The sequence below is a fragment of the Corynebacterium sp. AOP40-9SA-29 genome, from assembly GCF_052377405.1.
Taxonomy (GTDB): domain Bacteria; phylum Actinomycetota; class Actinomycetes; order Mycobacteriales; family Mycobacteriaceae; genus Corynebacterium.
This window is the reverse complement of the sequence record NZ_JBQSWR010000001.1, coordinates 548,353-574,852: the sequence shown is the minus strand read 5'-3', so window position 1 is coordinate 574,852 and position 26,500 is coordinate 548,353. Positions and strand designations below refer to the sequence as shown.

Genomic DNA, 26,500 nt, shown 5'->3' with positions numbered 1-26,500 from the left:
GTGCGCGAGGCAGGCGAGTCGCTGCTCGCGGTGCGCGGTTCCCAGAACCCCACGCGATTGGTGGTTTCCGGAGCGCAGACCAACAACAGCGTGGGGTTTCAGGACCGGGCTGCCGGATGTGGACGGGGGTCAGCTGGTCCAGAACGGGTCATCACACCAGGTGTCAGGGAAACCCATTTCTGAAAGGTGGCGCCCAAAGAGTGGCTTGAATGAGTCAGAGACTAGGCCATGGACTTTGATACGCCAGGTGGTCCCCGGGGAGGCGGTTTCAAGCAATAGCCCCATTACACAAAGTGCGCCGTATAGCCGTTCACTTTGTCCCTCGGGGAGGGCGCTTAATTCAGGAACGGTACGGAGGGCTGCTGTGCCCGCCGGCGCAAACGAGCGGTTCCATAGCCGGGCATGGTGCGCGCTCGTGTTGCGGACGATGGTCATCTGTTCGAACCATCGGACGAGCGGATGGATCTTTCTGGCACGGGTTCTCTGGCTTCTGGACAATGCGGCGAGTTCGACATGTACCCCGAGCCGTTCGGCGATGTTCCACTGTATTTGCGCTGGCAGACCCTCGTAAAGACGCGAAACATCGGCGAAGTCCAGGAGTTCCGAGAGCGCCCAGATCGGAAGCTGCCCGCCATAATGAGTGTCGTGGTGCTTGACGGCATCGTTGCGGTGCCGAGCGCGGTTGATTCGACGGTTCACTGTCTGTAGCCAGGCTGCGTGATCGAAGGTCGGGCGGAAGTGCGTCGCGTCCTGGTATGCCATCGGCCCCAGCTCGCCGAGCGCTTCATTGAGTTGCGTTCGAAGCATAATCTCAACGCGTTCCACACCGTCGTGGACGAGTGTGCGGAGCTTTCGGTCGAACTCATAGAGGGCTACTACGTCATCGATCGTCGCTCCGGATGTGAAGATATCAAGGCGATGGCCATGCGAAAGCTGGCGAAATGGGTACCAGTAGCCGCTCAGACGGTAGTAACCGACATTGGCGAGCCACTGTGCAGCTAGTTCGCGGTTTAGCGTCATCCCCCGCTGTTCCAGCGTGGAAAGGTGCACCTCCAGTGGCCTGTACGGCTTGAGCGATCTCATCACTTGAATCTCCCCCAGACAGAGATCCAGCCCACACCAGCGAACTGGGCGGGCTGAACGGTTGACTACAGAGTACCTCAAGCCAGCTGCCCCGTCTACCCCTAAAAGTCTCCGCCACTATGACGACTCGTCCCGTGCGAGGCATGGTTCCCAGAACCCCACGCGATTGGTGGTTCTCGGAGGGCAGACCAACAACAGCGTGGGGTTTCAGGACCGGGCTATCTGGCGGGGCGGCTCATCCGGGCAGGACCTCGCGGACCCAGCCATCTTCACTGCCCGATTCGCCCCCTTCAGGCTCACTAGCCGCTCCGCCCACGCCACCCACGCCACCCACACCGCCCACGCCGCCCACGCCGCCCACACCACCGGCCCGCGTGTACCGCACGCGGCGGGACGGTCCGGCGTCGTCGGCGGTCCAGAACAGGTACTCGCGCGGCACCACGGCGAAACCGGCCCACGTGTCCGGCGGGTCGGAGGACAGGTCCTGGTGTGCGGCGTCGAACGAGGCCCACACGCGGCGCCGTTCCTCGACATCAGACACCGCCAGACCCTGGTCATTCAGCCAGGCCAGCAGCTGCAGGTACCGCGATCGCCGGGCGAAGGCCTCACGTGAGCCGGCGGCGGTGTCGGCCACCACGTCGCCGACCACGGTGACCTGCCGTCGCCGGTCGGGGGTCAGCACCGTCAGCGAGGCCTTCGGGCATTCTTCCACGTCCCGTACCTTCTGCGAGCGGGAGTCGGTGTGGAAGCGCACGCGCCCGTCGTCGCCGACTCCGGACACCATCACGGTGCGGGTGCGCGGGTAGCCGTCGGCGTCGACGGTGGCCAGCGTCATCAACGTCGGCGGCTCGGGAGGAGGCGCCAGGTGCTCGAGGAACAGACGCGCCGGGGTCATGAATGACCTCCCGGGAGGAAGGAGGCGATCTCCGGCAGGGCTGCCACGATCTCGGCGACGCGTGCCTCGAACAGGTCGCGTCCGGCCCCGGCGGTGGCCCCGGTGGGGTCGCCCACCACCCCGGACTCCGCCAGGTCGGTGGACAGCCACCCGAAGGTCACCGGACGCCCCGGTGTGCCGAAACCCACGTGGGAGCAGTCGGCCACACCGTCGGCGACCTGCGGGCCCAGCTCGGCGGCGGCGGACATGTCCACCAGCTCCGGGGCGACGTGCAGCATCATGGAGGTCTCCGCCCATCCGGCGTGCACCCCGATGCCGCGTTCGGTCTCCCCGGGCAGCGCGGGGCCGGACACCAGGAAGGTGTGCAGGTCGAAGCGTCGGCGCAGTTCGCGCAGGGCCACGCCGAGCAGCGCGGAGTTGCCGCCGTGGCAGTTCACGAACAGCAATCGCCGAGCCGGGGTGGCGGCGATGGAGCGTCCCAGGTCCACCACGGTCTGCAGGAACGTCTCGGGACGCAGCCACATGGTGCCGGGCAGCAGGGCGTGCTCGTCGGACTTGGTGTACGCCAGCGACGGCAGCAGCCACACGTCGGTGCCCGCGGTGGCGGCCTGGGCCACTGCCGCACCGGCCACGGCCTCGGCCATGGTCAGGTCGGTGGACAGCGGCAGGTGCGGGCCGTGGGGTTCGATCGCCCCGGTGGGCAGCACCAGCACACTGTCCTCGGACAGCGCGGAGCCCACCTCCGCGGTGGTCAGGTCGGCGAACCGCCGGGACGCGCCGATCACATCCACCTCCCGGGGTTGAGGATGCCGGTCGGGTCGGTACGCGCGGCCAGGGCGCGCACCCGCTCGGGCTCCAGGTCCACGTACCACTGGTGCGGGGAGTGCACGCCCACGCCCAGGGCCGTGAGTTCGGGTACCCCGGCCAGGATGCGGGCACGCAGCTCGTCGATCGTCTCGTGCTCACCGATCGGCCCGTTGAGCATGCCGAACATCATGTTGTTGCCGACCTCCAGGTGGAACAGGCCGCCGAAGACCGCCTCGACCTCCTCGAGCCGCTCCACGACCGCGTTGCCCTGGCACTCCAGGTGGAACCAGCGGCCGGGTTGCCGGCGTTGCAGCCACCAGGTGGGGTGGTTGTAGGAGATCGTGGACAGCCGCACGGACTGCGCCGCGCCCTCGCGCACGTCCTCGACGTGCCCACCGTAGGACGCCACGAGCGCCGTGACATCCCCCACCTCGTCGGCGTCGACGATGCCGCGCAGGCTGGCGCGCCCGCGCACCAGCGCCGGGTCGTCCGGCAGGGCGGCGACGACCTCGGGGCCATCGGCGGACATCAGGCGGGGACGCAGCCCGGCGTCCATCACCGCACGCGCGGCGTCGAAGGCCCCGCGGGTGGTGGGGAAGGACGCGTACAGGCAGCGCCAGTCCTGCAACGGTTCCACGCGCACGGTGGCGCGCACGATGACGCCGGCTACGCCGTAGGTGTGAACGAACGGCTGGGCCGCCTCGCCCTCCAGGTGGATGATCTCGGCGTCGGCGGTGGCGGGGACCACGTCCACGGCGGTGACGAAACCCTGGTGGTTGCGGCCGTGCACGATGGTGCCGGTGCCGGCCGAACCGCCGCCGAGGAACCCGCCGAGGGAGGACTGCACGGTGGAGGGGTACATCCACAGCTGGTGGTCGTGTTCCCAGGCGTACTGCTCGAGGGTGAGCATGCGCGCCCCGGCGTCGGCGGTGATCTCGCCGGTGGCGGGGTCGAGACCGTGGATCGTGGTCAGCGAGGTCATGTCCAGCACCAGGCCGCCGAAGCGGGGCAGCACCTGGCCGTAGTTGCCGGTGCCCTTGCCGCGGGTGGTGACCGGCACGCCGTGGCGCACCGCGGCGCGCACGATCTGCGGGACCTCCTCGACGTGGCGCGGGTAGCAGACCACGTCGGGGGTGCCGAGTTCACCGGCGGCGAGCTGGGCGGACAGCACCGGGCTCATGCCGGAGCCGTCGCGAGAGGCCCGCCCGATCGCGCGCGGCAGCTGGGTCACGCCGCGGGGGCCGAGGACGCCGATGAGGTCGTCGACCAGGGCGTCGACGTCGGCGGCGGTGAAGTCGGGGCGGGCGTCCTGCGTGGCGGTGGCGAAGACGTGGTCGACGTCGGTGTCCACGCGCACACCGAGTTGCTGGGCAGGGGCGGCGGGGGCAGGTGCAGCCGTCACAGCGCGACGCTCTCGTCGAGGAACTCGTTGGTGGCGAGCTCGTCGGTGGCCACGCCGTCCTTCACCGGGGTGTTCTGCTCGGCGAAGATGGGGGTCACGATGTCGAGGACCTCGCTGACGCGTGCCTCGTCGAAGGAGCCGAGCACACCGTCGGAACCGTTGGCGAGGAGCTCCTCGTCGCGCATCCGGGCGTGGCCGAACTCGGCGTTGCCGTCGCCGTAGACCCAGCCGGCGTTGAAGTCCTCGACGGCCTGCACGATCAGCTCGTTGGCCGCCGACGGGTCCTCCAGGTAGTCCTTCTCGCCGCGCTGCAGCACCGGGACCAGCTCGGACAGGCAGTCGGTGGTCGCCGAGTCAGCGGAGTCCTCGAGGTCCCCGCTCCGGGCGGCGAGTGCGGACTTGTAGGTGGGGAAGCCGGCGTCGTGGATGAGCTGGTAGTCCACCGGCTTCATCCAGCCCTGGACCTCGTTCTCGTAGTTGTAGGGCTCGGAGGAGGAGTAGCCCTGCTGGGCGTTGGCACCGTCGGCGGCGACGAAGGTGGACGGTGAGCCGTCGTAGCTCTCGTCGATCTGCGACTCGTCGAGGATGCCGGCACCGGTGAGGTACTTGATGTAGGACATGTCGGAGAAGGTCAGCACGGTGGCGTCCTCGTCCTTGAGGTCGGCGATCTCGTGGACGTCGGGGTAGGTCTCGGGGTCCCACATGATCATCTGCGGGCTCTTGTCCAGGGTGGACAGCACGCCGGTGGTGGGCATGGTGTCGGAGTTCTGGATGGACTGGTCGGTGTCGACGTAGCCGAGGAGGATGTCGGGGTCCTGGTACAGCTGGGAGGTCACGTTCTGGTTGCCGATGGCCGGCCCGCCGGAGCGGATCTCCAGGTCGACGCCGGTGTAGCCGTTGTCGCCGTCGAACAGGGGGCCGCTGACGACCTTGCCGTCGGCGTCGATGCTCACCGCGTCGCGTCCCTCCCCGTCGTAGTCGAGTTGTTCGTAGAGGTGGCCGTGCTCGGCCTCGGGGAACCAGTCGGTCTGCACGACCACGGTCTCCGGGCAGGCCGACGAGAGGTCGGTGGAGCCGATGTCGCCGTCGTAGTCGGACGCCGCGGCGCCGTTTCCGTCGCCGCAGGCGGCGAGGGCGAGGAGGGTGGCCAGGGAGGTGGACGTGGCGAGTACGGTTCGGACGGTACGGCGGGTGCTGTTCATGGTGTTCTCCGGGGTGGTGTGAAAGGTAAGAGGAAAGGGGATCAGGCGTTGTACCAGCGGCCGACGACGCGCCTGCCGATCCAGCCGAAGATCAGGAACACGACCACGCCCAGCAGGGAGGCGAGGATGATCGCGGCGAAGAGTTCGGGGGACTGCAGGCGGGAGCGGTAGTTGTCGAGCAGCACGCCGATGCCGGGCGTGCCCTGCTTGAAGAAGAAGTCGCCGACGATCGCGCCGACCACGGACAGTCCGGCGGAGGTGCGCAGGCCGACGAAGATGGACGGCATCGCCGCGGGCAGTTCCAACTTTCGCAGCACGGTCAGCCGGGAGGGCTTGTGCAGGGCGAAGAGGTCGCGCATGCCCGGGTCCACGGACTTCAGGCCGAACAGGGTGTTGGACACCAGGGGGAACAGGGCGATGAGCACGCACACGAAGACGCGGGCGGAGAAGCCGAAGCCGAACCAGAAGCCCACGAGCGGCACCAGGGCCAGCACGGGGATGCACTGCAGGAACACGGCGTAGGGGAACAGGGCGGCCTCGGCGCGCTTGGACTGGGACATCACGATCGCCCAGGTGATGCCGACGACCGCGGCGATGGCCAGGCCGGTCAGCGCCACGGTGGTGGTCTGCATGAGTCCCTGCCACATCTCCGGGGCGGAGGCACCGAGCAGCCCCTCGGTGATGACCTCGTGCGGCGGGGGCATGAGGAAGCGGCGGGACTCGTCGAGCAGCAAATAGCTCACGGCGTACCAGGCGGCGATGACCGCGCCGAACACCAGAACGGGCAGGACGATGCCAGCGAAGGGCATGCCGCGCCGCGTCCTGCGCGCCGGGGAGGACGTGCCGGACGCTGCGGCGGGTGCTGCGGTGCCGGACGTACGGGACGTGCCGGACGGCCCGGCGGCCGTCGCCGCGGCGGCGCCCGTGGCGTCCTGCGCGGTGGTCTTTTTGGCGGTTTTTTCGGTGGTCGGTGCGGTCATGAGTGGGCCTCCATCAGTGAAGTCGAGACGCGTTCGGTGAGGGCGGTGAACTCCGGGGAGAACCGCAGTTTCGGGTCGCGGGGGAAGGGGAAGGGGACGTCGACCTCGTCGACGACGGTGCCGGGGCGCCCGGACATCACCGACACGGTGGTGGACAGGAACACCGCCTCGGTGACGGAGTGGGTGATGAACAGGCCGCCGAAGCGCTTTTCCGCGAAGAGTTCGGTGAGTTCCACGCCGAGGCGTTCGCGGGTGATCTCGTCGAGGGCGGCGAAGGGTTCGTCGAACAGGAAGAGCTCCGGTTCGATGGTCAGGGCGCGGGCCAGCGAGACGCGCATGCGCATGCCGCCGGACAGTTGGTGGGGGAGGTGGTCCTCGAAGCCGTCGAGTCCGACAGTGGCCAGGGAGTCGGCGCAGCGGGCCTCGCGATCGGCCTTGGACAGGCCGTCGAGTTCGCCGAGGAGCATCACGTTCTCCTTCACGGTGCGCCACGGCAGCAGTGTGGCGTCCTGGAAGACGTAGGCGATGCGGTCGGTGGAGGTGCTCATCGTGCCCTCGGTGGAGGTCTCCAGGCCGGACGCCAGGCGCAGCAGCGTGGACTTGCCGCAGCCGGACGGGCCGACGACGCTGATGAACTCGCCCGGTGCGACGTCGAAGGACACGCCGTGCAGGGCTGTGGTGGCGCCGTCGGTGCCGGTGTTGAAGGTCATGCCGGTGTCGTTGAAGCTCACCAGCGGGGTGGTTGTGGGTGCAGTGGGTGCAGTGGGCGCAGTCGGTGCAGTGGTGGTCACGGTGTTCTCCGGAGGTGGGGGAAGGTTGTCGTGGATGTGGTACGGGCGACGAGGCGGCCGGCGGTGATGACGACGCGGTCGCTCGGCGCGGCGGCAATGAGGGAGGTGGCGGATGGCGCTGTGGTGGTGGGGTTGGCGGGATTCCGGACGCAGAGCAGGTCGGCGACCGCTCCGGTGGTGGGTCCGGCCGGTGGTAGGCCCATGACGTTTCTGGCGTCGCTGGTGACCAGGTCGAGGGCTTCGGTGGGGGTTTGGTGGGCGGCGGTGACGAGCAGTGCCGCGGTCTCCAGGGCGTCGCCGCGTCCGGTGGGGTTGAACGGGTCGGCGACGTTGTCGCCGCCGGCGGCGACGCGCACACCCTTCGCCCGCAGGACGGACAGCGGTGCGATCGCGCGTGAGGCGGCGTCCTGCAGGTAGAGGTTGGTGGCGGGCAGGGCGATGACCGGCATGTCCGCGGCGAGCAGCTCGTCGGTGGTGGCGGCGAGTTCTGCGAGGTCGGCGAGGTGGCAGCAGTGCCCGGCGGCGCGGTCGCGCCCGGCGGGCCAGCCGGTGACCCGTTCGGCGTAGCGGTGGATCGTGGCCGTGCGGTGGGTGCCGGTGTTGGTGCTGGTGTATTCGTCGATGTGCAGGTCGCAGCCGACGTGGTGGGCCTCGGCGGCGTCGACGAGTGCGTCGGTCTGCGCCAGCGGGTCCCCGGCGAGGTGCGGGGCACCGCCGACGAGGTCCGCCCCCGCCTCGAGCGCCCCGGCGACCAGGTCGCCGACGGCGGTGACCGGGGTGGACGGCGGGGTGAGCGCGACGATCTGCAGCGTCATCACGCCGGAGAGTTCCCAGCGCAGACGCTGCAGTGCCCGCACGCCGCGGAAGGCGTCCGATGTGGTGTCGGTGGTGCTGCCCGATGTGGTGTCGGGGTAGACGTCGACGTGGGTGCGCACGGCGGTGGTGCCGGCGGCGAGCATGCTCAGGGCGGTGTCGCGAGCCCGGGCGAGGATGTCGTCCTCGGTGAAGCCGGACGCCGCGGCCGCCCACGCCGCCACCGCGCCGGGCAGGTCGCCGACCGGCGGGTCGACGAGGTCCCAGGAACGGGACTTGTCCAGGTGGGCGTGCGGGTCGGCGGTGGCGGGCAGGACCGTGTAGCCACGTAGATCAACGTGACCCACCGGGACGGTGCCGTCCACGTGGGAGCGGATTTCGTGCACCAGCGGGCCGTCGAAGGTGATGTCGACGGGGGCGCCGTCGAGCAGCACGCCGGCGATACCGGCGGTCTGTGTCTTCTGTGTCTTCATCTTCGTCACGGTCATCTGGAGCCTCCTCTCTCTTCGTCAGGGTCGTGACCGCTGCGTGAGGGATGTCATCGCCGGCGCGCAGCAGTCGGGTGTGCCCCCGGCGTGCGGGGACAGGGGAACTGTCGGTCGGCGGTGTGCAGGAGTGCTCTCTTGTGTTCCGTTCCGAGGGGAGTACCTCGCCGGGCTGGGGCCAGGTGGGGGATCGGGACATCGGTCGTGCACCGCGGATATTCAGGATTTTTGTCGTGCACCAATGGAGATTATGGGGCGGGTGTTTCCCCGCTGTTTCTCCCCAGGATCACTTCGGTGACGCTTCGCACCCCTGCGGAGCCGCTGGGTACGGCCATGTTTCGGGCCGGTGAAAGGTTGTGTGAATTCCTGCGTTCTGCCCCGCCGGACGCTGCGCGTGGGGTCGGCGGTGCACTATGGTGGGCCGCGTACGCGCCGGGCTGGGGTACGTCACGACGGAGGTATCCCCGCATGATGACCGAGCTGAACGAGCTCACTGAATTGACCGTGGCCGCGCGGCGGTCCCTGACCCCGCGGGTCGACGAGTTCACCCTGGCGTTGCCCGACGGCGCGCCGTTGCCCGGTTGGACGCCCGGGTCGCACGTGGACGTCAGCGTCCCGGGCTCCGGGCTCACCCGCCAGTACTCCCTGTGCTCCCGGCCGTCCGACCCGTCGAGCTACACCGTCGCCGTCGACCGGCAGGACGTCACCAGCGGCGGCCGCGGCGGTTCGGCGGGCCTGCACCGCGACGCGGGCGTCGGTGCGTCCGTACTGGTCGGTGCGCCACGTAACCACTTCCCGCTGACCCGCGCGCTGAACTACGTCTTCATCGCCGGCGGTGTCGGTGTCACCCCGATGGTGTCGCTCGTCGCCGAGGCGCAGCGTACGGGCCGTCCGTGGCGCATGCTGTGCCTGGCGCGCACCGAGGCGGATATGCCGTACCTCGCGCACCTGCGTGACGAGTACGACGACTGCGACGAGTACGGCCCGGCAGGTTCCGGGCGCATCAACTTCCATGGCTCGGCGCAGGCCGGACGCCTCGACCTCGCGGTGGCGTTGGCCGGCCTGCCGCGTGGTACGGCCGTATACGTGTGCGGGCCCGGGCACCTGGCCGACGACGTCGCCACGGCGGTGGCCGACCAGCCGGCCGTCGACGTCTTCGCCGAGCAGTTCACCGCCCCCGACCTGTCGGACGGCACCGCGTCGTCCTTCGACGTCACCCTCGCCACCAGCGGCGAGACCGTCACCGTCGCGCCGGACGCCTCGCTGCTCGACACCCTCGAGGCCCACGGGACGCTGCTGGCGTCGTCCTGCCGCGAGGGGGTGTGCGGCACCTGCGAGGTGGGCGTGGTCTCCGGGGAGGTCGACCACCGCGACAACGTGCTGACCCCGGAGGAACGCTCCGAGAACGAGTCGATGATGGTGTGCGTCTCACGCTGCCGCTCCGGGCGTCTGGTGCTCGACCTGTGAGCGCCACGCTGCTGAGCGGTGCCCTGGCGGGGCCGGACGTCCTGGTGGTCGACGGCGTGGTCGCCGAAACCGCCGAAACCGCCGAAACCGCCGAGCCTGCCGATCGTGCCGCGCCGGCACCGGAGACAGTCGACGTCTCCGGCTGCCTGGTCACTCCGGGCCTGGTCAACGCCCACCACCACCTGCTGCAGTCGGCGTTCCGCACCCTGCCCGGCACCCGCAACGTGCCCATGGCCCGCTGGCTGCAGGTCATGGCCGCGGCCTACCGCGACTACGCCGTCGACCCCGACCTCACCCACCGGGCGGCCTCGGTGGGGCTGGCGGAGTCCCTGCTCTGCGGGGTGACCACCGTCGCCGACCACCACCTGACCTGGCCCGCCGGTGTCGACCCGGTCGAGATGGCGCTGGCCACCGCCCGCGCCGCCGACGACCTCGGCGCCCGGCTGTGCTTCGTGCGCGGCACCGCCGGGGACTCCCCGGACGCCGCCGCCGACTCCGTGCGCGCGATCCACCGCGCGTTCGGCGCGTCCGGTGCGTCCGGCGCGTCCGGTGCGTCCGGCGCCTACGGGGAAGGACGCCTGCAGCTCGCCGTCGGACCGTCCGGCGTGCACGCCGACGGCCCCGAGACCTTCGCCGCCCTCGCCGAGGTCGCCCGTGACCTCGGCCTGCCGCGGCGCACCCAGGCCAATGAACAGGTCGACGTCGCCGTCGCCGCGCAGAAGTACGGGCGCCGGCCCCTCGAGCTGCTCGCCGAGTGGGGCTGGCTGGAACCCGGCGTGACCGTGGCACACCTCTGCGACGTCACCGCCGACGAGATCGCCGCGGTCATCGCCTCCGGGGCGGCCGTGACCCACGCGCCCGGCTGCGACGTGCCCATGGGCTGGGGCGTCGCCCCCGTCGCCGAGCTGTTGGCCGGCGGGGTCGACGTCGGGCTCGGGACGTCCGGCGGCGGCAGCAACGACGGCGGCCACCTGCTCGCCGACGCCCGCCTCGCCGTCCAGGTCTCGGGGTTGGTCTCCGGACCGGACGGTGCGTCCGTCACCGCGTCCGACGCGGTCACCATGGCCACCGCGGGTTCCGCCGCCGGACTGGGGCGTCCCGAACTCGGCACGCTGGCCCCCGGCACACCCGCGGACCTGTGCGTCTGGGACATGGGCGACGTCGCCGACGCCGGCGTCCACGACCCGCAGGGCGGGCTGATCTGGGCCTCTCCCGGACGACGTCCCCGCGACGTGATGGTCGCCGGACGCTGGGTCGTGCGCGACGGCGTGCTGCTCACCGCCGACTCCCGCGGCCTCGCCACCGGCCTCACCGACACACTCACCAACCGATCCACCCGAAGGAGAACACCGTGAACGACTTCCACGTACCCGTCATCGACATCAGTGCATATACCGGAGAATCTGCGGAGGGGGAACGTGACGCGGTCGCCCGGCAGGTCGACGACGCCGCCCGCGACGTCGGTTTCATCCAGCTCACCGGCCACGGTATCGCCACCGACACCTGGGACGGGCTCGCCGATGCGCTCGACGCCTTCTTCCTGCGCGACCTGGAGACCAAGAAACGCGTGGTCACCCCGCCCGAGGTCAACCGCGGCTACTCGCCGCCGAAGTCCGAACGGTTGTCACTGTCCCTCGGCGTGGAGTCCGCCACCGGCATGAACGACTTCTTCGAGGCCTTCAACATCGGCGCGCAGGCCAGCGACTTCCCGTCCCTGGCGTTGCCGGAGGCGGACTACCCGCAGAACGTCTGGCCAGAAGAGACACAGGAGCCGCAGGACGCGATGGCGTCCTTCCGCGGCAACCTGGAACGCTGGTTCGCCGAGGCGCAACGCGTCGCCGAGACCCTCACCGTGATCTTCGAGGACGCCCTCGACGTGCCGCGCGGCACCATCACCGGTCTCGCCGACCACTCCATCGACGTGCTGCGCACCATCAACTACGCCCTCGACCCCGGCCAGACCGTGGAACTCGACGGGGAGCTGACCGGCATGGGCGAGCACACCGACTACGGCATCGTCACCGTGCTGTGGGCCGACCGCGTGGCCGGGCTGCAGGTCCTCGGCGAGGACGGCGGCTGGCACGACGTGCTCCCGGAGCCCGGTGCTCTGCTGGTCAACCTGGGGGACGTGACCGCCCGGCTCACCAACGACCGGTGGCGCTCCACGCTGCACCGGGTGCGTCCACCGGTGGTGGACGGGACGATCATGCGGCGACGTTCCGCGGCGTTCTTCCACGACGGCAACGTCGACGCCGTCGTCGGCCCCCTGCCCGGCATGGTCGACGACGACCATCCGGCACGCTATGAACCGATGACCGTCGGCGAGCACGTGGCGCGCAAACTCGGCGGCTCACGCTCCCTGGAGTCCAACTCCGCCGACACCTCGCGCGAGTCCGGGCGGGTGCTCGCGTCGCGCAGGTGAGCTGGTTCAGCCGGGGAGGACGTCGACCTGCCAGTCGGTGACGTTGGTGGTGCTGGCGGTGCTGGCGGTGCTGGCATTGGTACGGGTGTACCGCAGGCGGCGCGAGGGCCCCTCGTCGTCGCCCTCCCAGAACAGGTACTCGCGCGGCACCACCGCGAACACCGCCCAGGCGTCCGGCGGGTCCTGCTCTGCCAGGTCGGGGTGCGCGTGGTCGAACTCGGCCCACCGTCGGCGTCGCGCCGCACGCTCCTCCAACGCCAGGCCCCGGTCGTTCAACCAGGCCAGCAGCTGCAGGTAGCGCGGCTGGCCGGCGTACACCGCGCGCTCGGTCTCCTCGTCGGTGCGCACCACGTCGCCGACCACGGTGACCTGGCGTGAGGCGTCCTGCGTGAGCACCGTCAGCGACGCCTTCGGGCGCGCGTCAAGGTCACGCACCTTGCGCGACCTGGCGTCCGTGTGGAACAGGACGCCGCCGTCGGCGCGTACGCCGTTGACGTTCACCGTGCGGGTGCGCGGGTAGCCGTCCTCGCCCACCGTGGCGAGCGTCATGAGCGTGGGCGAGTCCTCGAGATGGTCGATGAAGGTGCGTACCGGGTCAGTCATCGCCGCCCCCGACAGCGCGGACGTCGTACTTGAGCTGCACCATCCCGTTGCCGAAGCTGCGTGACGAGCGCAACGACAGGTCCATCGCGAGATCCGGCAGCATCGCCAACCCGCCACCCACCGTGACCGGGCAGACCAGCATGTGGACCTGGTCGACGACGCCGAGGCGCAGCGCCTCGGCGGCCAACGTCGGACCGTCGACGGTGATGTCGCCGTCACCGTCCTTCAACGCCAGGACGTCCTGCGCGCGGAGCTCGCGTTCCAGGCGGGTGCGGCCCGTCCACACCTCGTCCAGGGTGGTGGAGAAGACGACCTTCTGCGCCGCGCACCACAGCCGCGCCCACTCCGCCGAACGCGGTGACTGCCCGGCGGCCGCCGGATCGGTCTCCCAGACGTGCATCATCTCGTACATCCGGCGGCCGTAGAGGTAGGTGGTGACGTCGGCGGTGTCGGCGTTGATCGCGGCGAGGACCTCCTCGTCCGGCACCGCCCAGTCGAAGTTGCCGTCCCGGTCGGCGACGAAACCGTCGACGGAGACGAGCATCGAGTAGATCAGTTGTCCCATGGCGGGTCTCCCTGGTGTCTCGCGGTGGTGTCTCGCGGTGGTGTCTCGCGTGACCCCGAGCGTACGGGAGGGCGTCACCGTAGGATGAGGCCATGAGTGACGAAGACAGCGGACGCAACGAAGCAGCCACCGTCGTCCCCTTCCGGCGGCGGGTGGAGACCCCGGATACGACCCCGGCGAAGCTCTGGCGCGACGCCCTCGGCGAGGAGATCCACCGCCAACGCACGGTGCGCAGAGACCGGCTCGTGGACACCGCCGGACGTGCGGGGATCTCACCCCAGTACCTCTCCGAACTGGAACGGGGGATGAAGGACCCGTCCTCGGAGGTGCTCGAGGCAGTGGCGGGGGCGCTGGGAAAGTCGTCCTTCGAACTGGTGCGTTCGGCGTCGGTGCCTACCGGTCCGGTTCTGCTCGCCGCGTGAGGACCCGGTCGACCACGCCGTAGTCGACGGCCGCCTCCGGGGTCAGGACGAGCTGGCGTTCGGTGTCCTGCCGCACCTGCTCGGGCGACTTCCCGCAGTGGCGGGCGAGGACGCTCTCCTGCAGGCGCCGGATCCGCTCCATCTCCTCTGCCTCGATGATCAGGTCGGGTATCGTCCCGCGTCCGCCCTCCGTCGCCGGGGACGACAGGACGACCCGGCCGTTGTGCAGGATGCTGCGGTACCCGTGGTCGCCGCCGGCGAGCAGCAGCGCGGAGGACGCGACGGCCTGGCCCACGCACGTGGTCTCCACGCGTGGACGGATGAACTGCATGCAGTCGTAGATCGCCATCGTCGCCGACTGCGACCCGCCGGGGGAGTTCACGTAGAGGGCCACCGGGGCGTCCGGGTTGTCGCTCTCCAGGTGCAGGAGCTGTGCGATCACGGTGTTGGACACCCCGTCGTCGACGGGCGTGCCGAGGTAGACGATCCGTTCGTCCAGCAGTCGGCTGTAGATGTCCACGGTCTTCTCGCCGTTCGGGGTCGGGGTGGTGACGTAGGGGATGGGGTAGCTGGACATCTCAGTTCGCCCCCAGTCCGAGCGTGGTGCGCCGGGTGGTGAGCGCCTCAGGGCCGGTGATCACGGCGAGGTCGTCGATGACGTGGTCCACGAAGCCGTAGTCCCTCGCCTCGTTGGCGGTGAACCAGCGGTCGCGGAGGGAGTCATGGTTGACCTTGTCGAGTGGCTGGCCGGTGTCGTCGGAAACGCACGTCAGGACGGTGTCGCGCGTGTGGCGCATATCGGCGGCCTGGATCTCGATGTCCTGTGCGGAACCGCCGATGCCACCGGATCCCTGGTGCAGCAGCACCTTGGCGTGCGGCAGGGCGAAGCGTTTCCCGGGCGTCCCCGCCGACAGCAGGAACTGCCCGGCACTGTAGGCCATGCCGATGTTCACGGTGGCGACGTCGTTGGGGATGCCGCGCATGGTGTCGCGGATCGCGAGCATCCCGGGCACGGAGCCGCCGGGGGAGTTGATCAGCAGGACGACGTCGGCTCTGGCGTCGCGTGCGGCGAGGAGCAGCAGGGAGGTGCACAGTCGGTTGCTGGTGTCCTGTTCGAGCGCGTCACCGAGGACGATGATGCGGCGTTCGAAAAGGTCGCGGTATATCTCCTGGTCGAGGGTTCGGGTGGGGTCTTGTGTGTCGCTCATGTGGACCACACTGCGCAGCGTTGCGGAGCCCGGCAAGGCTGCGCTGCCGACCGCGGATCCGCTGTCAGCGGAACGGCCGCTGACCTTGGGGATTCGCCGTCTCGATGGGAGCCATGCCCGCGTGCCGGATTCGGTGTTTTCGTGGCGGCGCAGACACGAATCCGGCACGCGGCGCGGGGTCAGGGGGGGGAGCCGGCGGCCGGGGTGCGAGCCACGCTGCGGCGTCGGTGATGTCGCTAGATCCTTGGCGTCGGCAGTGGAGGAGTACCCTGACTGGTGTAGCCACCCTTTTGCGAAGGGGCTGGAAGTGAACCGCAGGATTACTCGTCGTAGACGAGGCCTGCGGTTCGCGTCGTCTCTGGGGGACGGTCGAATGCTCGGCTGCTTCGTTGCTGCGGTGCCTGTGGTCGTGCCGCCGTCTCGGTGGGATCCATGCCCGCGTGCCGGATACGGTCTTTTCGTGGCGGCGCAGACACGAATCCGGCACGCGACGCGGGGTCAGGGGAGAAGGCGGGCGGCCGTAGCCGCAACCGCACTCCCTACCGGTCGAGGTAGCGTTCCCAGCCGGGGGTCAGCAGGTCGAAGACGGCGTCGGTGAGGGAGGGGGACTCGCCGGATTCGGCGTTGAGGAGCTGGACCTGCAGGACGAAGCGGCAGAAGGCGCGGATGGTGTCGTCCGGCTCGTCGAGGCCGAGGTCGGCGGTGATGGCGTCGGCGAGGGAGCCCTCGTGGCGCAGCCACATCCGCTGGGCGTACTCGCTGAGGGACGGTGAGTCGTCGATGAGTTTCACGAAGCGTTCGTGGGAGCCGGCCGGTGCGTCGCCGTGCCAGGCATCGTCGCGGTAGAACTGCCGCAAGGCGTCGGGGATCCTCGTGCCGTCCGGCCGGTCGGTGACCGCGGCGATGAGGTCCTCGCGCATCTCGTCGTCCTCGTCGACGGCGATGGCCTCCTTGCAGGGGAAGTGGGCGAAGACGGTGGTGGGGGAGACGTCGGCGGCGTCGGCGATCTCGCGGACGCTGACGTTGTCGAAGCCGCGGGCGAGGAAGAGTTCCAGGGCGGCGTCGGCGATGGCGCGTCGGGTGGCGGCCTTCTTGCGCTCGCGACGGGTGGGTGCGGTACCGCTGCTGTCTTCTGCCATGAGCACCACACTAGCGCCGGAAGTGTAATTGATACAACACTGGATTGACTTCGAAACTGTACCGAGTACAGTTTCGAACCATGACAACCAATGACACCGCGGCGACCTCCCGCTGGGCCTGGCCCATGCTCGTCACCGTCACCATGCTCAACGTGATCGGCATGACCATCGTGCTGCCGATCCTCCCCTTCGTCGTGCGCGACGCCATGCCGTCCTTCGGCACCCTGGCCCTGTGGGTCGGCCTGCTCGAGGCGGTGAACGCGTTGTGCGCCTTCCTCGCCGCCCCCGTCCTCGGCGGGATATCGGACCGGTGGGGACGCCGCCCCGTTATCGTGATCGGGGCCTTCGGCGCCGCCGCGGGATTCCTCATCTTCGCCCTCGGCGGATTCCTCGCCGGCTCACTCAGCGGGGCGATCTGGCTGTTGCTGCTCGGACGTGTGGTCCAGGGCGTCACCGCTGGTGACATGCCCGCTCTGTTCGCCTACGTCGCCGACATCACCCCGGCCGAGCAGCGCGCGAAGCGTTACGGCATGCTCGGTGCCCTCACCGGCATCGGCTTCATGATCGGGCCGGCCCTCGGCGGTCTGCTCGCCGCGCACAGCGTGGACCTGCCCGTCCTCGCCACCGCCGCGGTCGCGTTGACCGTCGGCGTGGTCACCCTCGTCGCCCTGCCCGAAAGTCACTCCCCGGAGAACAGGACGGACCGGCTCACCGTGGAGCAGATCCACCCGCTGCGCGTCTTCCGGCAGGCCTTCGCCCGTCCGTCGCTGCGTATGCTGCTGACCGGGCTGCTGCTCGTGGCGATCCCGTTCAGCTTCTTCGTCAACAACTACAGCGTGCTGGCGATGGACACGGTCGACTGGTCACCCACGCAGATCGGACTGCTGAACTCCTGCATCGGGGTGCTCGACATCGTGATCCAGGGTGTGCTGCTCGGCATCCTGCTCAAGCGGGTCGGTGAGCGCGGGGTGATCCTCGGCGGCATCGTGGTGCAGGCACTCGGTGTGCTGGCCCTGGCGCTGCTGGCGTCGGTGCTGCAGCAACCGTGGCTGCTGATCACCGGCACCCTGATGCTGGGCGCGGGCGAGGGCCCGATGACCGCCACGCTCAACGGCGTGCTCTCCACCTCCGTCGGCGACGACGAACAGGGTTGGCTCGCCGGGGTGACGCAGGGGATGCAGAACGCCGTCGGCGTGGTCGTCCCCCTGGCCGTCGGTGTGCTCTACGGCATCGGCGCCGGCGTTCCCTACTGGATCGCGCTGGTGCTGCTGTGCGCGGCGTTCGTGATCCTGTCGCGCGCCTCCTTCGCCAGCCCGTCCCGCGTGACCCCCGCTGCGCCCGCAGCGTCCTCGGACGCAGCGGAAGCGGGGACGCTGAGCGGGGCCGCAACTACCGCGTCGTGAGGGGTGAAAGGAATTCCCCGCCGCGCATGACCGTGGACACCTGGAGGGCGGTGTCGAGCACGACGAGGTCCGCGCGTCCGCCGACGTGCAGGCCGACGGTGGGGAAGCCGACGGCACGGGCGGGGTTGACCGAGGTCTGCCGGACGGCCTGCAGCAGCGCGGCGTCGGCGCTGCCGTCATCTGCAGCCCCGTGTTCCACGGCGAAGCGGAACAGCTGGTCCATCGTCGCGGTGCTGCCGGCGATGGTGTCGGTGCCGGCGACGTGCGCCACGCCGCCGGTCACGTCCACGCCGAGGGTGCCGAGACGGTAGGAGCCGTCCGGCATGCCCGCGGCGGCCATGGCGTCGGTGACCAGGGTGACCCGGTCCGGCCCGACGAGGTCGCAGACGCCGCGGTAGAGCGAGGGGTGCAGGTGGACGCCGTCGCCGATCATCTCCACGGTCACCCGCGGGTCCTCCACCAGGGCGGTGACGGGGCCGGGTTCGCGGTGGTGGACCGGGCGCATGGCGTTGAACAGGTGGGTTCCCACGCGCGCGCCGGCGTCGATGGCGGCGAGGGTCTGTTCGTAGGACGCATCGGTGTGGCCGACGGCGGCGACCGCGCCGGCGTCGACGGTGCGGCGCACCGCGTCCAACGCCCCGTCGAGCTCGGGGGCGAAGGTGACCATGCGCACGGTGCCGCGCGCGGCGTCGAGCACACGGGTGAGCTCGCCGCCGTCAGGCTGGTCGGGGTGGCCGGGATGCCTCAGGGCGGTCGGGTCGTGCGCGCCCTTCTTCGCCGGGGAGAGCCACGGCCCCTCGAGGTGGATGCCGCCGACGAGGCCGTCGCGGACGTGGGCCGACAGGACGTCGACCTCGCGCAGCAGCTCGTCGGGGTGCGCCGACACCAGCGACGCCATGATCGTGGTCGTGCCGTGGGCGGCGTGCATCGCCACGGCCGTGGCGGTCTCCTCGTCGGTGGCGACGGGGAACGCCCCGCCCCCGCCGCCGTGGACGTGCATGTCCACGAACCCGGGCACGACGGTGACCTCGCCGAGCGCCAGCACGTCCTGCGCCGTCGCGGCGTCCTGCACGTCCTGCGCTTTCTGTGGCGGCGCGCCGGCGCCGAGGGCGCTCACCGTGTCCCCGGTGACCTCGATCCAGCCGGGACGCAGGACCTCGTCGCCGGTGACCAGGACGTCGGCGGTGATGAGCGTGCTCACAGGCCCTGCCAGACGGGCTTGGCGGCGTAGGTCGCGCGGTAGTAGTCGGCGAGCTGCAGGCGTCCGGCCGCGGCCTCGTCCACCAGGACGGAGACGTGCGGGTGGTGCTGCAGGATCGTCGCCGGCCACAGGGCGCTCACCCCGCCCTCGGCGAGCTGGTGCACGGCCTCGGCCTTGTTCTGGCCGGTGGCCACGAGCACGATGTGGCGGGCCTCCATGATCGTGCCGAGCCCCTGGGTGAGGCACTGGGTGGGGACATTGGCCAGGTCGTCGTCGAAGAAGCGGGCGTTGTCGACACGGGTCTGGTGGGTCAGCGTCTTGATGCGCGTGCGCGAGGCCAGCGAGGAGCCCGGCTCGTTGAAGCCGATGTGGCCGTCGGTGCCGATGCCGAGGATCTGCAGGTCAACGCCACCGGCGGCGCGGATGGCGTCGTCGTAGGCGAGGCAGGCCGCGGGGATGTCTTCGGCCAGGCCGTCGGGGCCCTGTACGGCGTCGTCGGCGAAGTCCACGCGGGAGGTGAACTCGCGCCGGATCACGGTGGCGTAGCGCTCCGGGTGCCCGGCGGCCAGACCCACGTACTCGTCGAGGGTGAAGGCGCGGGCGCGGGCGAAGGAGAGCTCGCCGGCATCGTGGCGGGCGACGAGGTCGTCGTAGACGGGCAGGGGGGACGACCCGGTGGCGAGCCCGAGGACGGCGTCCGGCTTGCGCTCCAGCAGCGTCGCGACGGCCCTGCCGGCCAGCGCGCCGGCGGCACCTGCGGCGTCCTGCGCGCTGCCGGGCAGGATGATGATCTCCATGGTGGGTTCTCCTACTTCTTGGTGACGGTGAACAGGGGACGCATCGTGGACACCGGGGCGGACGGCTCGGCGATCTCGTCGACGCTGGCGCCGCGGGCGTCCATCACGACGACCGGAACGACGGTGGGGTACCCGGCGGCCTCGACGGAGGCGACGTCGTAGGTGATCACCGGCTGGCCCTGGACCACACGGTCGCCCTTGGCGGCGTGGAGGGTGAACCCCTCGCCCTTGAGCTTCACCGTGTCCAGCCCGAGGTGGACGAGCACGGCGGTCTTGTCGTCGGTCATGATGGCGTAGGCGTGGGGCAGCAGCTGCATGAGCTTGCCGGACACCGGGGCGACGGCCTCGACGATGCCGTCGGTGCCGGCGGTGATTGTGGGCTCGATGGCCAGGCCCGGGCCGACGGTGCCGGCGGCGAAGGTCTTGTCCGGCACCTCCGACAGGGCGACGGTGCGGCCCTGGACCGGGGCGCGGACCAGCGTGGGGCCGGCGGGTTCGGCCTCTTCGGCCGCGGTCTCGGTCTCGACGACTGGAGCCGGTGCTGCGGCGGGCGCGGCGGCCGGCGCGGGGCCGGCGAGCGCGGCGTTGATCTCGTCCTTCAGGACGTCCGACTGGGTGCCGAACACGGCCTGTACGTTATTGCCGACCTCCAGGACGCCGGCGGCGCCGAGGGCGCTCAGCGCGCCCTTGTCCACCGCCGACTTGTCGGCGACCTCCATGCGCAGACGGGTGATGCAGGCGTCGACGCCGACCAGGTTGTCGCGTCCGCCGAATGCGGCGATGAGCCGCTCGGCACGCTGCGTGCCGGACGCTGCGCCGGACGTTTCAGCGTCCTGCGACTCCTGTGCGGCGAGGGACGCCTCGTACTCGTCGTCCGGCACGCGGCCGGGCAGACGCAGGTTCCAGCGGGTGATCGCGAAGCGGAACATCACGTAGTACAGCACCGCGAAGATCAGGCCCTGGGCCACCAACAGCAGGATATTGTGCGCCGCCGGTGCGCGACCGTAGAGCAGCAGGTCGATCAGGCCCGCGGAGAAGGAGAAGCCCAGGTGGATGTCCAGCAGGTGCGCCACCGCCAGGGACAGGCCGGTGAGCACGGCGTGGATCACGTACAGCGGGAACGCCAGGAACATGAACGCGAACTCCAGCGGCTCGGTCACGCCGGTGAGGAAGGCGGTGAGGCCGGCGGCGCCGAAGATGCCCACGGCCACCGTGCGCTGACGCGGCTTGGCGACGTGGATCATCGCCAGGGCCGCGGCGGGCAGACCGAACATCAGGACCGGGTAGAAACCGGAGGTCAGCAGGCCAGCGGTCTCGTCGCCGGCGGCGAAGCGGCTGAGCTCGCCGGTGACCAGGCCATTGGCACCCTCGTAGTCGCCGTAGATGAACCAGATGAAGGTGTTGAGGATGTGGTGCAGGCCCAGCGGGATGAGCATGCGGTTGGCGAAACCGTAGACGAACGCGCCCAGCGCGCCCGAGCCGGCGATGAACTGGCCGACGGAGGTCAGGCCGCTGTTGAACAGCGGGTACGCATAGGCCATCGCGAAGCTGACGAACAGCACCGTGAGGGACACGACGATCGGCACGAAGCGTCGTCCGCCGAAGAATCCCAGGTACGGGGGCAGTTCGATGTTGTGGTAGCGGTCGAACAGCCAGGCGGTGATCAGGCCGACGATGATGCCGCCGAAGACGCTGTAGTCGATCATCGCCTGGTCGCCCGCGGCGTCCTCCACGCCCTCCAGGACGACGGGGGACATGGAGTCGAAGACGGAGGTCATCACCAGGTAGCCGGCGACGGCGGCCAAGGCGGTGGAACCGTCGGCCTTCTTCGCGAAGCCGATGGCCACACCGACGGCGAAGAGGATGGCGAGGTTGCCGAAGATGCCGTCACCGGCGGCGCTCATCGAATCGAAGAACGGGCCGATGACGGGGATGTCGGTGCCGCCGAGCATGTCGTCCTGCCCGAGGCGCAGCAGGATGCCGGCGGCGGGGAGCAGGGCGATCGGCAGCATGAGGCTCTTGCCGAGCCTCTGGAGTTGGGCGAACCCGGGGATGCGCAGGCCGCCGCGCTTCTCGGCCGGGGTTTCGCCGGTGGGTGGTCGGGGAGTGAGGACGGGCATGGGATTCTCCTCGCGTGGGTGGGACCCAGGGTGGGCCAGTACCGCCCATATTGGACTAGACCAATTCATGGTGTCAAGGGTCACGTCGGCGGGTGGATTATTTGGGCTACACCCGCCCCCGGTACGGTGGTCGCATGAAGGTGCCCAAGTACTACCTGGTCAAGAGTCAGATCCTCGAGCTCATCGACGACCTTGACCCGGGCACCGCCGTCCCCACCGAACGCGAACTGGCCGAGCGTTTCGGCACGTCACGCACCACCGTGCGTCAGGCCATCGGCGAACTCGTCTCCGACGGACGCCTGGAACGCACCCAGGGCAGTGGCACCTTCGTGGCCTCCCCGAAGATGCTGCTGCTGCCGCAGGTGTCGTTCTCCAGCAACGCCGAGTCCGAGGGCTGGCGTCCCGGACGCGTGGTGCTCTCGGCGCGCTGCGAACAGGCATCCGACAGCGTGGCCGAGCACCTGCGGCTCGAGGACGGTGCACTGATCACCCGCTTCGAGGTGCTGCGCACCGTGGACGGTGAACCGCTCGCCCACGAGACCGTGCACCTGCCCGGCGACCTCACCGAACTGACCGACCGGTTGGAGGCGCAGGACTCGCTGTACCGCATGCTCGCCGAGGAGTACGAGATGGGGATCGTCGAGGTGGAGGACGTGGTGGAGACCGTGCCGTGCAATCCGGTGCGTGCCAACCTGCTCCGGGTGGCGACGGGACTGCCGCTGCTGCTGGTGCACCGTACCGGCTTCAGTGAGGACGGTTCGCGGGTGGAGTGGACGGAGTCGGCGTTCCGCGGCGACCGCTACCAGTTCGTGTCGCGGCGGCGGCTGGGTGATCGCTAGAAAGTGTTACCACTTTTCGACGGTGCCGTTTTCCGCGACCTGCGGTTTTGCGGTTCGGCGTCCCGGATAAGTGGTAACACTTTTGGGCCGCAGGCTAAGGCCTAAGGCGTCAGCCTTGGCGGCCCATTTTGTTGGAGCGCACCTTGGCCAGGATGCCCACGACCATGAGCAGCAGGCCGGCGATGAGGAACCGGTCGGGCAGCACGCTGAGTACACCGAGCAAGACGATGATCAGGCCGAGGATCTCGGCGACCCAGGCCAGCGCGTTCATTCGTCCGGCGGTCATGGTGGTCCTTCCAGCAGGCGGGGTCCGGCACAGACTGCCGGGGTGACTGGACCAGCGTAGCAAGGGAGGCTGCGCACACTTCATCACCTGCGCTTATGGTCGGGGTCGGGAACAACATCACCGACAGGCGCACCGACGGCGCGCTGGTGAGAATGTCTCCATGACTGGTTTCAAGGTTCTCCGTCGGGCAGTCGCACTGTCCCTTGCTGGGCTTCTCATCCTGTCCGGCACCGCCCACGCCGCCCCTGCTGTCCCCGCCTACTCCGACTACGCCGGGGGAGGACGCTACAGCGTCTCCGAGTCCGGCCAGTGGGCGCCGCCGCCGTTCGGCCCCGGCGGGGTGCCGGTGCTCCAGTTCGGCCACCGTGATTTCGTCCCGCGCTCGTCGGACCCGAACCAGAAGTTCCCCTTCGTCCTGATGACCGCCGGCGTGGGCGGCGACGGGCGGTACTTCGGGGAGAACTACGCGAAGAAGCTGGCGTCCCGCGGGTATGCGGTGCGTATCGGCTACGGTGCGGCGAATCTGACCTTCGTCACCCCGGAGGCGCACCTGAGCAGCCTCGGGCTGGAGATCACGCAGGGACGCGCCGGGGAGCTGGCGCGCCGGGCGGACTTCTCCCGCAGCGCGTTGGTCGGCTACTCCGCCGGTGCGGGGGCATCGATGTGGGCGTCGGCGACGCAGGGCGGGGTGGTCCCGGCCCTCGGCGCGCAGATCCCCGGGTTCCGCCTGGCGGGCGCGGTGGCGATGGGGCTGCCGGCGAACTACTACGCCGCGGAGCCGCTGGTGCCGGACAATCTGCCGTTCCTGATCATGTACGGCGAGAACGACGCCTACGGTCTGGGCGGGGTGTCGCACCAGGCGATGCACGCGCTCGCCGAGCACAAGCACCAGACCATCGTCGGGGTGCGCGGTACCGATCACCTGGGCCCGGTCACCACCGCACCGGTGGATTATCAGGGGCGGTTCTTCACGCTGATGACTGCCTGGTTGGACGGCAACCTGCGCGGCGACCAGGGTGTCCGTGAGGCTTTCCGGGTCCGGGATCGTGGCCTGGTGCGCGCGGACTACTACACGGTCTATGACCAGACGGCGCGGTCGCGACGCTAGATTCCGGCGCCTCGCCGGTTTGCGTCACACGCTCTAACAACTACAGTTAAGTATCTAAACTAGTTGTAGGAGCTCGAGTGACCTTTTCGCAGACGTTGTCCCTGGTGTTGTTGATCGTCGTCCTGTTGTTGGCGGTCTGGAAGAAGGTCAACATCGGCACGCTGTCCCTCGGGGCGGCTTTCGTGCTGGTGCTGGTCTCCGGCGCGGACGTGGACGAGATGTACGAGGCGTTCCCCGCCAGCCTCGTGGTGCTGATCATCGGGGTGTCCCTGATGTTCAGCCACCTGCAGCTCAGTGGTTCCATCCACTGGGTGATCGACGGGGCGTTCCGTGTCGTGGGCGACCGTAAGTCGCTGATCCCGTGGGTGGGGTTCCTGCTGGGCGGGTTCCTGTCCACGGTCGGCGTGTTCAGTACGGGGCCGATCGCCGTCCTCGTCCCGCTCGTCGCGTTCATTTCCGTGAGCTACCGGGGCACCTACCTGATCAATGAGCTGGGCGTCATCCTGGGCGCGGTCGCGCTCGGGATGTCCCCGCTGAACCCCACGGGTGCCACGATCAGCAGGCTCGCGTCGGACGCCGGGGTGACCTACTCCGAATGGGGCCTGTGGGCGGTCGCGGTCGTCGTGACCGCGGTCGCTCTCGCCGTCCTGCAGGTCGTCTTCGCCGCCCTGGGACGCAAGGGGAAGTTCCTCATCGAGCCGCAGGCCGCGCAGGTCGAGGAGGGCAAGGGTCCCGCGCAGGTGAAGAACAAGGTCTACGCCGTCAGTTCGCTGGTGGGCCTGGGTATCTTCATCGTCTGCGTGGTGGTGTTCGGTCTGGACGTGGGGCTTACGTCCATGGCGGTCGCCGCGGTGCTCCAACTGGTCTTCCGGCCGTCGCAGGGCGGGATGTTCGACCAGGTGCCGTGGAGCGCCGTCCTGCTGATCGGCGGTCTGCTCACGTACCTGGGGCTGCTGCAGTCGACCGGCACGATCGACGCGATTCAGGACGCCCTCGGTGGCGCGGCGGCCGGTGCGCTGCTGCTTCTGGTGCTGGCGTACCTCACCGCGCTGCTGTGCAATGTGGAGTCTTCGGCGCTGGGCGTGCTGAGCATGACGATGCCGCTGGTGTTCGGCTTCTTCGGCGATTCGCCGGCGATCTTCTGGGTCGTGGCCGCGGTCGCGATCCCCTCCGGGCTCATGGTCATGAACCCGATCCACATTGCCGGCACGCTGGTGGTGGGCAACGCCGAGGTGAAGCGGCAGAACGACGTCTTCCGGACGTTCTTGGTCACCGCCCTCTGCATGACGGCGGTGGTCCCGGGCGTGCTGTGCATCGTCCCGCTGGTCGCCGGGCTGTGACTCGTGCAGGATGAACACCATGGCAAATGAGATTCCCGTATCGGTGATGCGCGGTGGCACGAGTCGTGGCGTCTTCGTCCGGTTGCGTGACCTGCCGCGGGACGCCCGCGCCCGCGACGCCCTGTGCGTGGGCCTCACCGGCGGCCCGGATCCGCTGGCCGTCGACGGGCTGGGCGGCGGGGCGTCGTCGAATACGAAGGTCATGGCGGTCGGCGTGCCGGACGATCTGGCCGGCCTGCCGTGGCACGGTTCCTGCCCCGCCGACGTGGACCTCGTCAGCGTCTTCGCACAGCCCGCGGTCACCTCGACCACGGTGGAGTGGGCGGGAAACTGCGGCAACCTGAGTGCCGCGGTGAGCGCTTTCGCGCTGGACGAGGGGCTCGTCGAGCGGAGCGGCGACCGCACGACGCTGCGGGTCTGGAACGCCAACACCGGCGCGGTCTTCGTGCTGGACCACGCGCTGGAGGACGGGAGACTTCCGCGCGACGGCGACTACGAGATGTCCGGCGCCGGACGCCCCGGGCCCCGCATCGACCTGAGTTTCCTGGAGCCCGGCGGGGAGACGACCGGGTCGGTGCTCCCGCTGGGGTCCGTGACCGTGCTCGACAGCGGCGTGCGCGCCACCCTGGTGGACGTCACGAACCCGCTGGTCATCGTCGACGCCCACGAGGTCGGCGTGGACGTGACGCTCAGCCGGGACGAACTCAACTCCGACACCGGGATGCTGGAGCGCATCGAACACCTGCGGCAGGACGCCGCGAGGCGCATGGGGCTGCCCGAGAGTGCCGTCGTCCCGAAGGTCGCGTGCGTCGCACGCGGGACGCGCGGTGCCGACGATTCAGACGTGGTCGTGCGTGTGACCTCGATGGGCGTCGTCCATCATGCGATTCCGGCGACGGCGGCGCTCGCCCTCGGGTCGGCGGCGGCGATGCCGGGGACGGTGATGGACGCCGTCCTGCCGGACGGAACGCGGTCAGAGACGACCATCCGGCACCCGAAGGGGACGGTCACCGTCCTGGCGGAGACGTCCGACGGGGCGCTGGTGTCGGCCGGGATGGCGCGCACCGCGCGCACCATCATGACGGGGACGGCGTACCTGCCGGAGTAGGCGGATGCGCCGTC

26 protein-coding genes are annotated in these 26,500 nt (G+C 69.8%); 9 read left to right on the top strand and 17 right to left on the bottom strand.

Going from position 1 to position 26,500, the window contains the following annotated elements; translation table 11 throughout:
* Positions 1–129: 129 nt before the first annotated feature.
* The 8 genes from ACT3SZ_RS02720 to ACT3SZ_RS02685 form a co-directional block, all read right to left on the bottom strand.
* Positions 130–1,083: an Abi family protein gene (locus ACT3SZ_RS02720; RefSeq protein ID WP_444616473.1), complete on the bottom strand. Its 954-nt coding sequence runs from the start codon at positions 1,081–1,083 to the stop codon at positions 130–132.
* A gap of 235 nt (positions 1,084–1,318) precedes the next feature.
* Positions 1,319–1,978: a pyridoxamine 5'-phosphate oxidase family protein gene (locus tag ACT3SZ_RS02715; RefSeq protein ID WP_444616471.1), complete on the bottom strand. Its 660-nt coding sequence runs from the start codon at positions 1,976–1,978 to the stop codon at positions 1,319–1,321.
* Positions 1,975–2,763, bottom strand: a complete 789-nt coding sequence (locus ACT3SZ_RS02710) for a creatininase family protein (RefSeq protein ID WP_444616469.1) — start codon at positions 2,761–2,763, stop codon at positions 1,975–1,977. Before ACT3SZ_RS02710 ends, ACT3SZ_RS02715 begins: the two co-directional genes overlap by 4 nt.
* Positions 2,760–4,136: an FAD-binding oxidoreductase gene (locus tag ACT3SZ_RS02705; RefSeq protein ID WP_444617039.1), complete on the bottom strand. Its 1,377-nt coding sequence runs from the start codon at positions 4,134–4,136 to the stop codon at positions 2,760–2,762. Before ACT3SZ_RS02705 ends, ACT3SZ_RS02710 begins: the two co-directional genes overlap by 4 nt.
* A gap of 47 nt (positions 4,137–4,183) precedes the next feature.
* Positions 4,184–5,389 (bottom strand): ABC transporter substrate-binding protein, encoded by a 1,206-nt coding sequence (locus ACT3SZ_RS02700; RefSeq protein ID WP_444616467.1) that lies wholly within the window; start codon positions 5,387–5,389, stop codon positions 4,184–4,186.
* A gap of 41 nt (positions 5,390–5,430) precedes the next feature.
* Complete coding sequence (locus tag ACT3SZ_RS02695) at positions 5,431–6,369, bottom strand: ABC transporter permease (protein ID WP_444616465.1); 939 nt, start codon at positions 6,367–6,369, stop codon at positions 5,431–5,433.
* Positions 6,366–7,079: an ABC transporter ATP-binding protein gene (locus tag ACT3SZ_RS02690; protein WP_444617037.1), complete on the bottom strand. Its 714-nt coding sequence runs from the start codon at positions 7,077–7,079 to the stop codon at positions 6,366–6,368. Before ACT3SZ_RS02690 ends, ACT3SZ_RS02695 begins: the two co-directional genes overlap by 4 nt.
* Before the next feature lie 77 nt (positions 7,080–7,156).
* Positions 7,157–8,461, bottom strand: a complete 1,305-nt coding sequence (locus ACT3SZ_RS02685) for an amidohydrolase family protein (protein WP_444616463.1) — start codon at positions 8,459–8,461, stop codon at positions 7,157–7,159.
* A gap of 465 nt (positions 8,462–8,926) precedes the next feature.
* Between ACT3SZ_RS02685 and ACT3SZ_RS02680 the strand changes: the two genes are divergently transcribed.
* Genes ACT3SZ_RS02680 through ACT3SZ_RS02670 form a run of 3 tightly spaced genes read left to right on the top strand, consistent with a single transcriptional unit; the run spans position 8,927 to position 12,347 of the window.
* Positions 8,927–9,925 carry a PDR/VanB family oxidoreductase gene (locus tag ACT3SZ_RS02680; protein ID WP_444616461.1) on the top strand — a complete coding sequence of 333 codons (999 nt, stop codon included), beginning with the start codon at positions 8,927–8,929 and terminating at the stop codon, positions 9,923–9,925.
* Positions 9,922–11,280 carry an amidohydrolase family protein gene (locus tag ACT3SZ_RS02675; RefSeq protein WP_444616459.1) on the top strand — a complete coding sequence of 453 codons (1,359 nt, stop codon included), beginning with the start codon at positions 9,922–9,924 and terminating at the stop codon, positions 11,278–11,280. The genes ACT3SZ_RS02680 and ACT3SZ_RS02675 overlap by 4 nt, the downstream gene beginning before the upstream one ends.
* The gene (locus ACT3SZ_RS02670) at positions 11,277–12,347 is read left to right on the top strand and encodes an isopenicillin N synthase family dioxygenase (RefSeq protein ID WP_444616457.1); all 1,071 of its coding nucleotides are present in this window, start codon (positions 11,277–11,279) and stop codon (positions 12,345–12,347) included. Before ACT3SZ_RS02675 ends, ACT3SZ_RS02670 begins: the two co-directional genes overlap by 4 nt.
* Before the next feature lie 6 nt (positions 12,348–12,353).
* Here the strand turns inward: ACT3SZ_RS02670 and ACT3SZ_RS02665 are convergent, their stop codons facing one another.
* Complete coding sequence (locus ACT3SZ_RS02665) at positions 12,354–12,950, bottom strand: pyridoxamine 5'-phosphate oxidase family protein (RefSeq protein ID WP_444616455.1); 597 nt, start codon at positions 12,948–12,950, stop codon at positions 12,354–12,356.
* Complete coding sequence (locus tag ACT3SZ_RS02660; protein WP_444616453.1) at positions 12,943–13,515, bottom strand: dihydrofolate reductase family protein; 573 nt, start codon at positions 13,513–13,515, stop codon at positions 12,943–12,945. Before ACT3SZ_RS02660 ends, ACT3SZ_RS02665 begins: the two co-directional genes overlap by 8 nt.
* 92 nt (positions 13,516–13,607) lie before the next feature.
* On the opposite strand from ACT3SZ_RS02660, the gene ACT3SZ_RS02655 reads away from it, so the two are divergent.
* On the top strand, positions 13,608–13,937 hold the full coding sequence (locus tag ACT3SZ_RS02655) for a helix-turn-helix domain-containing protein (protein WP_444616451.1): 330 nt from the start codon (positions 13,608–13,610) through the stop codon (positions 13,935–13,937).
* Here the strand turns inward: ACT3SZ_RS02655 and ACT3SZ_RS02650 are convergent.
* From ACT3SZ_RS02650 to ACT3SZ_RS02640, 3 genes are all read right to left on the bottom strand, one after another.
* Positions 13,909–14,514: a ClpP family protease gene (locus ACT3SZ_RS02650; RefSeq protein ID WP_444616449.1), complete on the bottom strand. Its 606-nt coding sequence runs from the start codon at positions 14,512–14,514 to the stop codon at positions 13,909–13,911. The two genes, ACT3SZ_RS02655 and ACT3SZ_RS02650, sit on opposite strands and share 29 nt — an antisense overlap.
* 1 nt (position 14,515) lies before the next feature.
* On the bottom strand, positions 14,516–15,145 hold the full coding sequence (locus tag ACT3SZ_RS02645; RefSeq protein WP_444616447.1) for a ClpP family protease: 630 nt from the start codon (positions 15,143–15,145) through the stop codon (positions 14,516–14,518).
* 539 nt (positions 15,146–15,684) lie between these two features.
* Complete coding sequence (locus ACT3SZ_RS02640; RefSeq protein WP_444616445.1) at positions 15,685–16,284, bottom strand: TetR/AcrR family transcriptional regulator; 600 nt, start codon at positions 16,282–16,284, stop codon at positions 15,685–15,687.
* Between the two features lie 80 nt (positions 16,285–16,364).
* On the opposite strand from ACT3SZ_RS02640, the gene ACT3SZ_RS02635 reads away from it, so the two are divergent.
* A complete protein-coding gene (locus ACT3SZ_RS02635; RefSeq protein ID WP_444616443.1) occupies positions 16,365–17,687 on the top strand; it encodes an MFS transporter in 1,323 nt (440 codons plus the stop codon).
* Here the strand turns inward: ACT3SZ_RS02635 and ACT3SZ_RS02630 are convergent.
* Genes ACT3SZ_RS02630 through ACT3SZ_RS02620 form a run of 3 tightly spaced genes read right to left on the bottom strand, consistent with a single transcriptional unit; the run spans position 17,674 to position 21,805 of the window.
* Positions 17,674–18,888 (bottom strand): N-acetylglucosamine-6-phosphate deacetylase, encoded by a 1,215-nt coding sequence (locus ACT3SZ_RS02630; RefSeq protein WP_444616441.1) that lies wholly within the window; start codon positions 18,886–18,888, stop codon positions 17,674–17,676. The genes ACT3SZ_RS02635 and ACT3SZ_RS02630 overlap by 14 nt on opposite strands.
* Positions 18,885–19,685, bottom strand: a complete 801-nt coding sequence (gene nagB, locus ACT3SZ_RS02625) for a glucosamine-6-phosphate deaminase (RefSeq protein WP_444616439.1) — start codon at positions 19,683–19,685, stop codon at positions 18,885–18,887. The genes ACT3SZ_RS02630 and nagB overlap by 4 nt, the downstream gene beginning before the upstream one ends.
* An 11-nt stretch (positions 19,686–19,696) precedes the next feature.
* Positions 19,697–21,805: a glucose PTS transporter subunit IIA gene (locus tag ACT3SZ_RS02620; RefSeq protein WP_444616438.1), complete on the bottom strand. Its 2,109-nt coding sequence runs from the start codon at positions 21,803–21,805 to the stop codon at positions 19,697–19,699.
* A 134-nt stretch (positions 21,806–21,939) separates the two neighbouring features.
* Between ACT3SZ_RS02620 and ACT3SZ_RS02615 the strand changes: the two genes are divergently transcribed.
* A complete protein-coding gene (locus ACT3SZ_RS02615) occupies positions 21,940–22,644 on the top strand; it encodes a GntR family transcriptional regulator (RefSeq protein WP_444616436.1) in 705 nt (234 codons plus the stop codon).
* A gap of 109 nt (positions 22,645–22,753) precedes the next feature.
* On the opposite strand, the gene ACT3SZ_RS02610 is transcribed toward ACT3SZ_RS02615, so the two are convergent.
* On the bottom strand, positions 22,754–22,930 hold the full coding sequence (locus tag ACT3SZ_RS02610; protein ID WP_444616434.1) for a hypothetical protein: 177 nt from the start codon (positions 22,928–22,930) through the stop codon (positions 22,754–22,756).
* A gap of 160 nt (positions 22,931–23,090) precedes the next feature.
* On the opposite strand from ACT3SZ_RS02610, the gene ACT3SZ_RS02605 reads away from it, so the two are divergent.
* The 3 genes from ACT3SZ_RS02605 (at position 23,091) to ACT3SZ_RS02595 (ending at position 26,486) form a co-directional block, all read left to right on the top strand.
* The gene (locus tag ACT3SZ_RS02605) at positions 23,091–24,038 is read left to right on the top strand and encodes an alpha/beta hydrolase family protein (RefSeq protein ID WP_444616432.1); all 948 of its coding nucleotides are present in this window, start codon (positions 23,091–23,093) and stop codon (positions 24,036–24,038) included.
* Positions 24,039–24,115: 77 nt separating this feature from the next.
* The gene (locus tag ACT3SZ_RS02600; RefSeq protein ID WP_444616430.1) at positions 24,116–25,378 is read left to right on the top strand and encodes an SLC13 family permease; all 1,263 of its coding nucleotides are present in this window, start codon (positions 24,116–24,118) and stop codon (positions 25,376–25,378) included.
* 19 nt (positions 25,379–25,397) lie between these two features.
* On the top strand, positions 25,398–26,486 hold the full coding sequence (locus tag ACT3SZ_RS02595) for a PrpF domain-containing protein (protein WP_444616429.1): 1,089 nt from the start codon (positions 25,398–25,400) through the stop codon (positions 26,484–26,486).
* Positions 26,487–26,500: the final 14 nt, after the last annotated feature.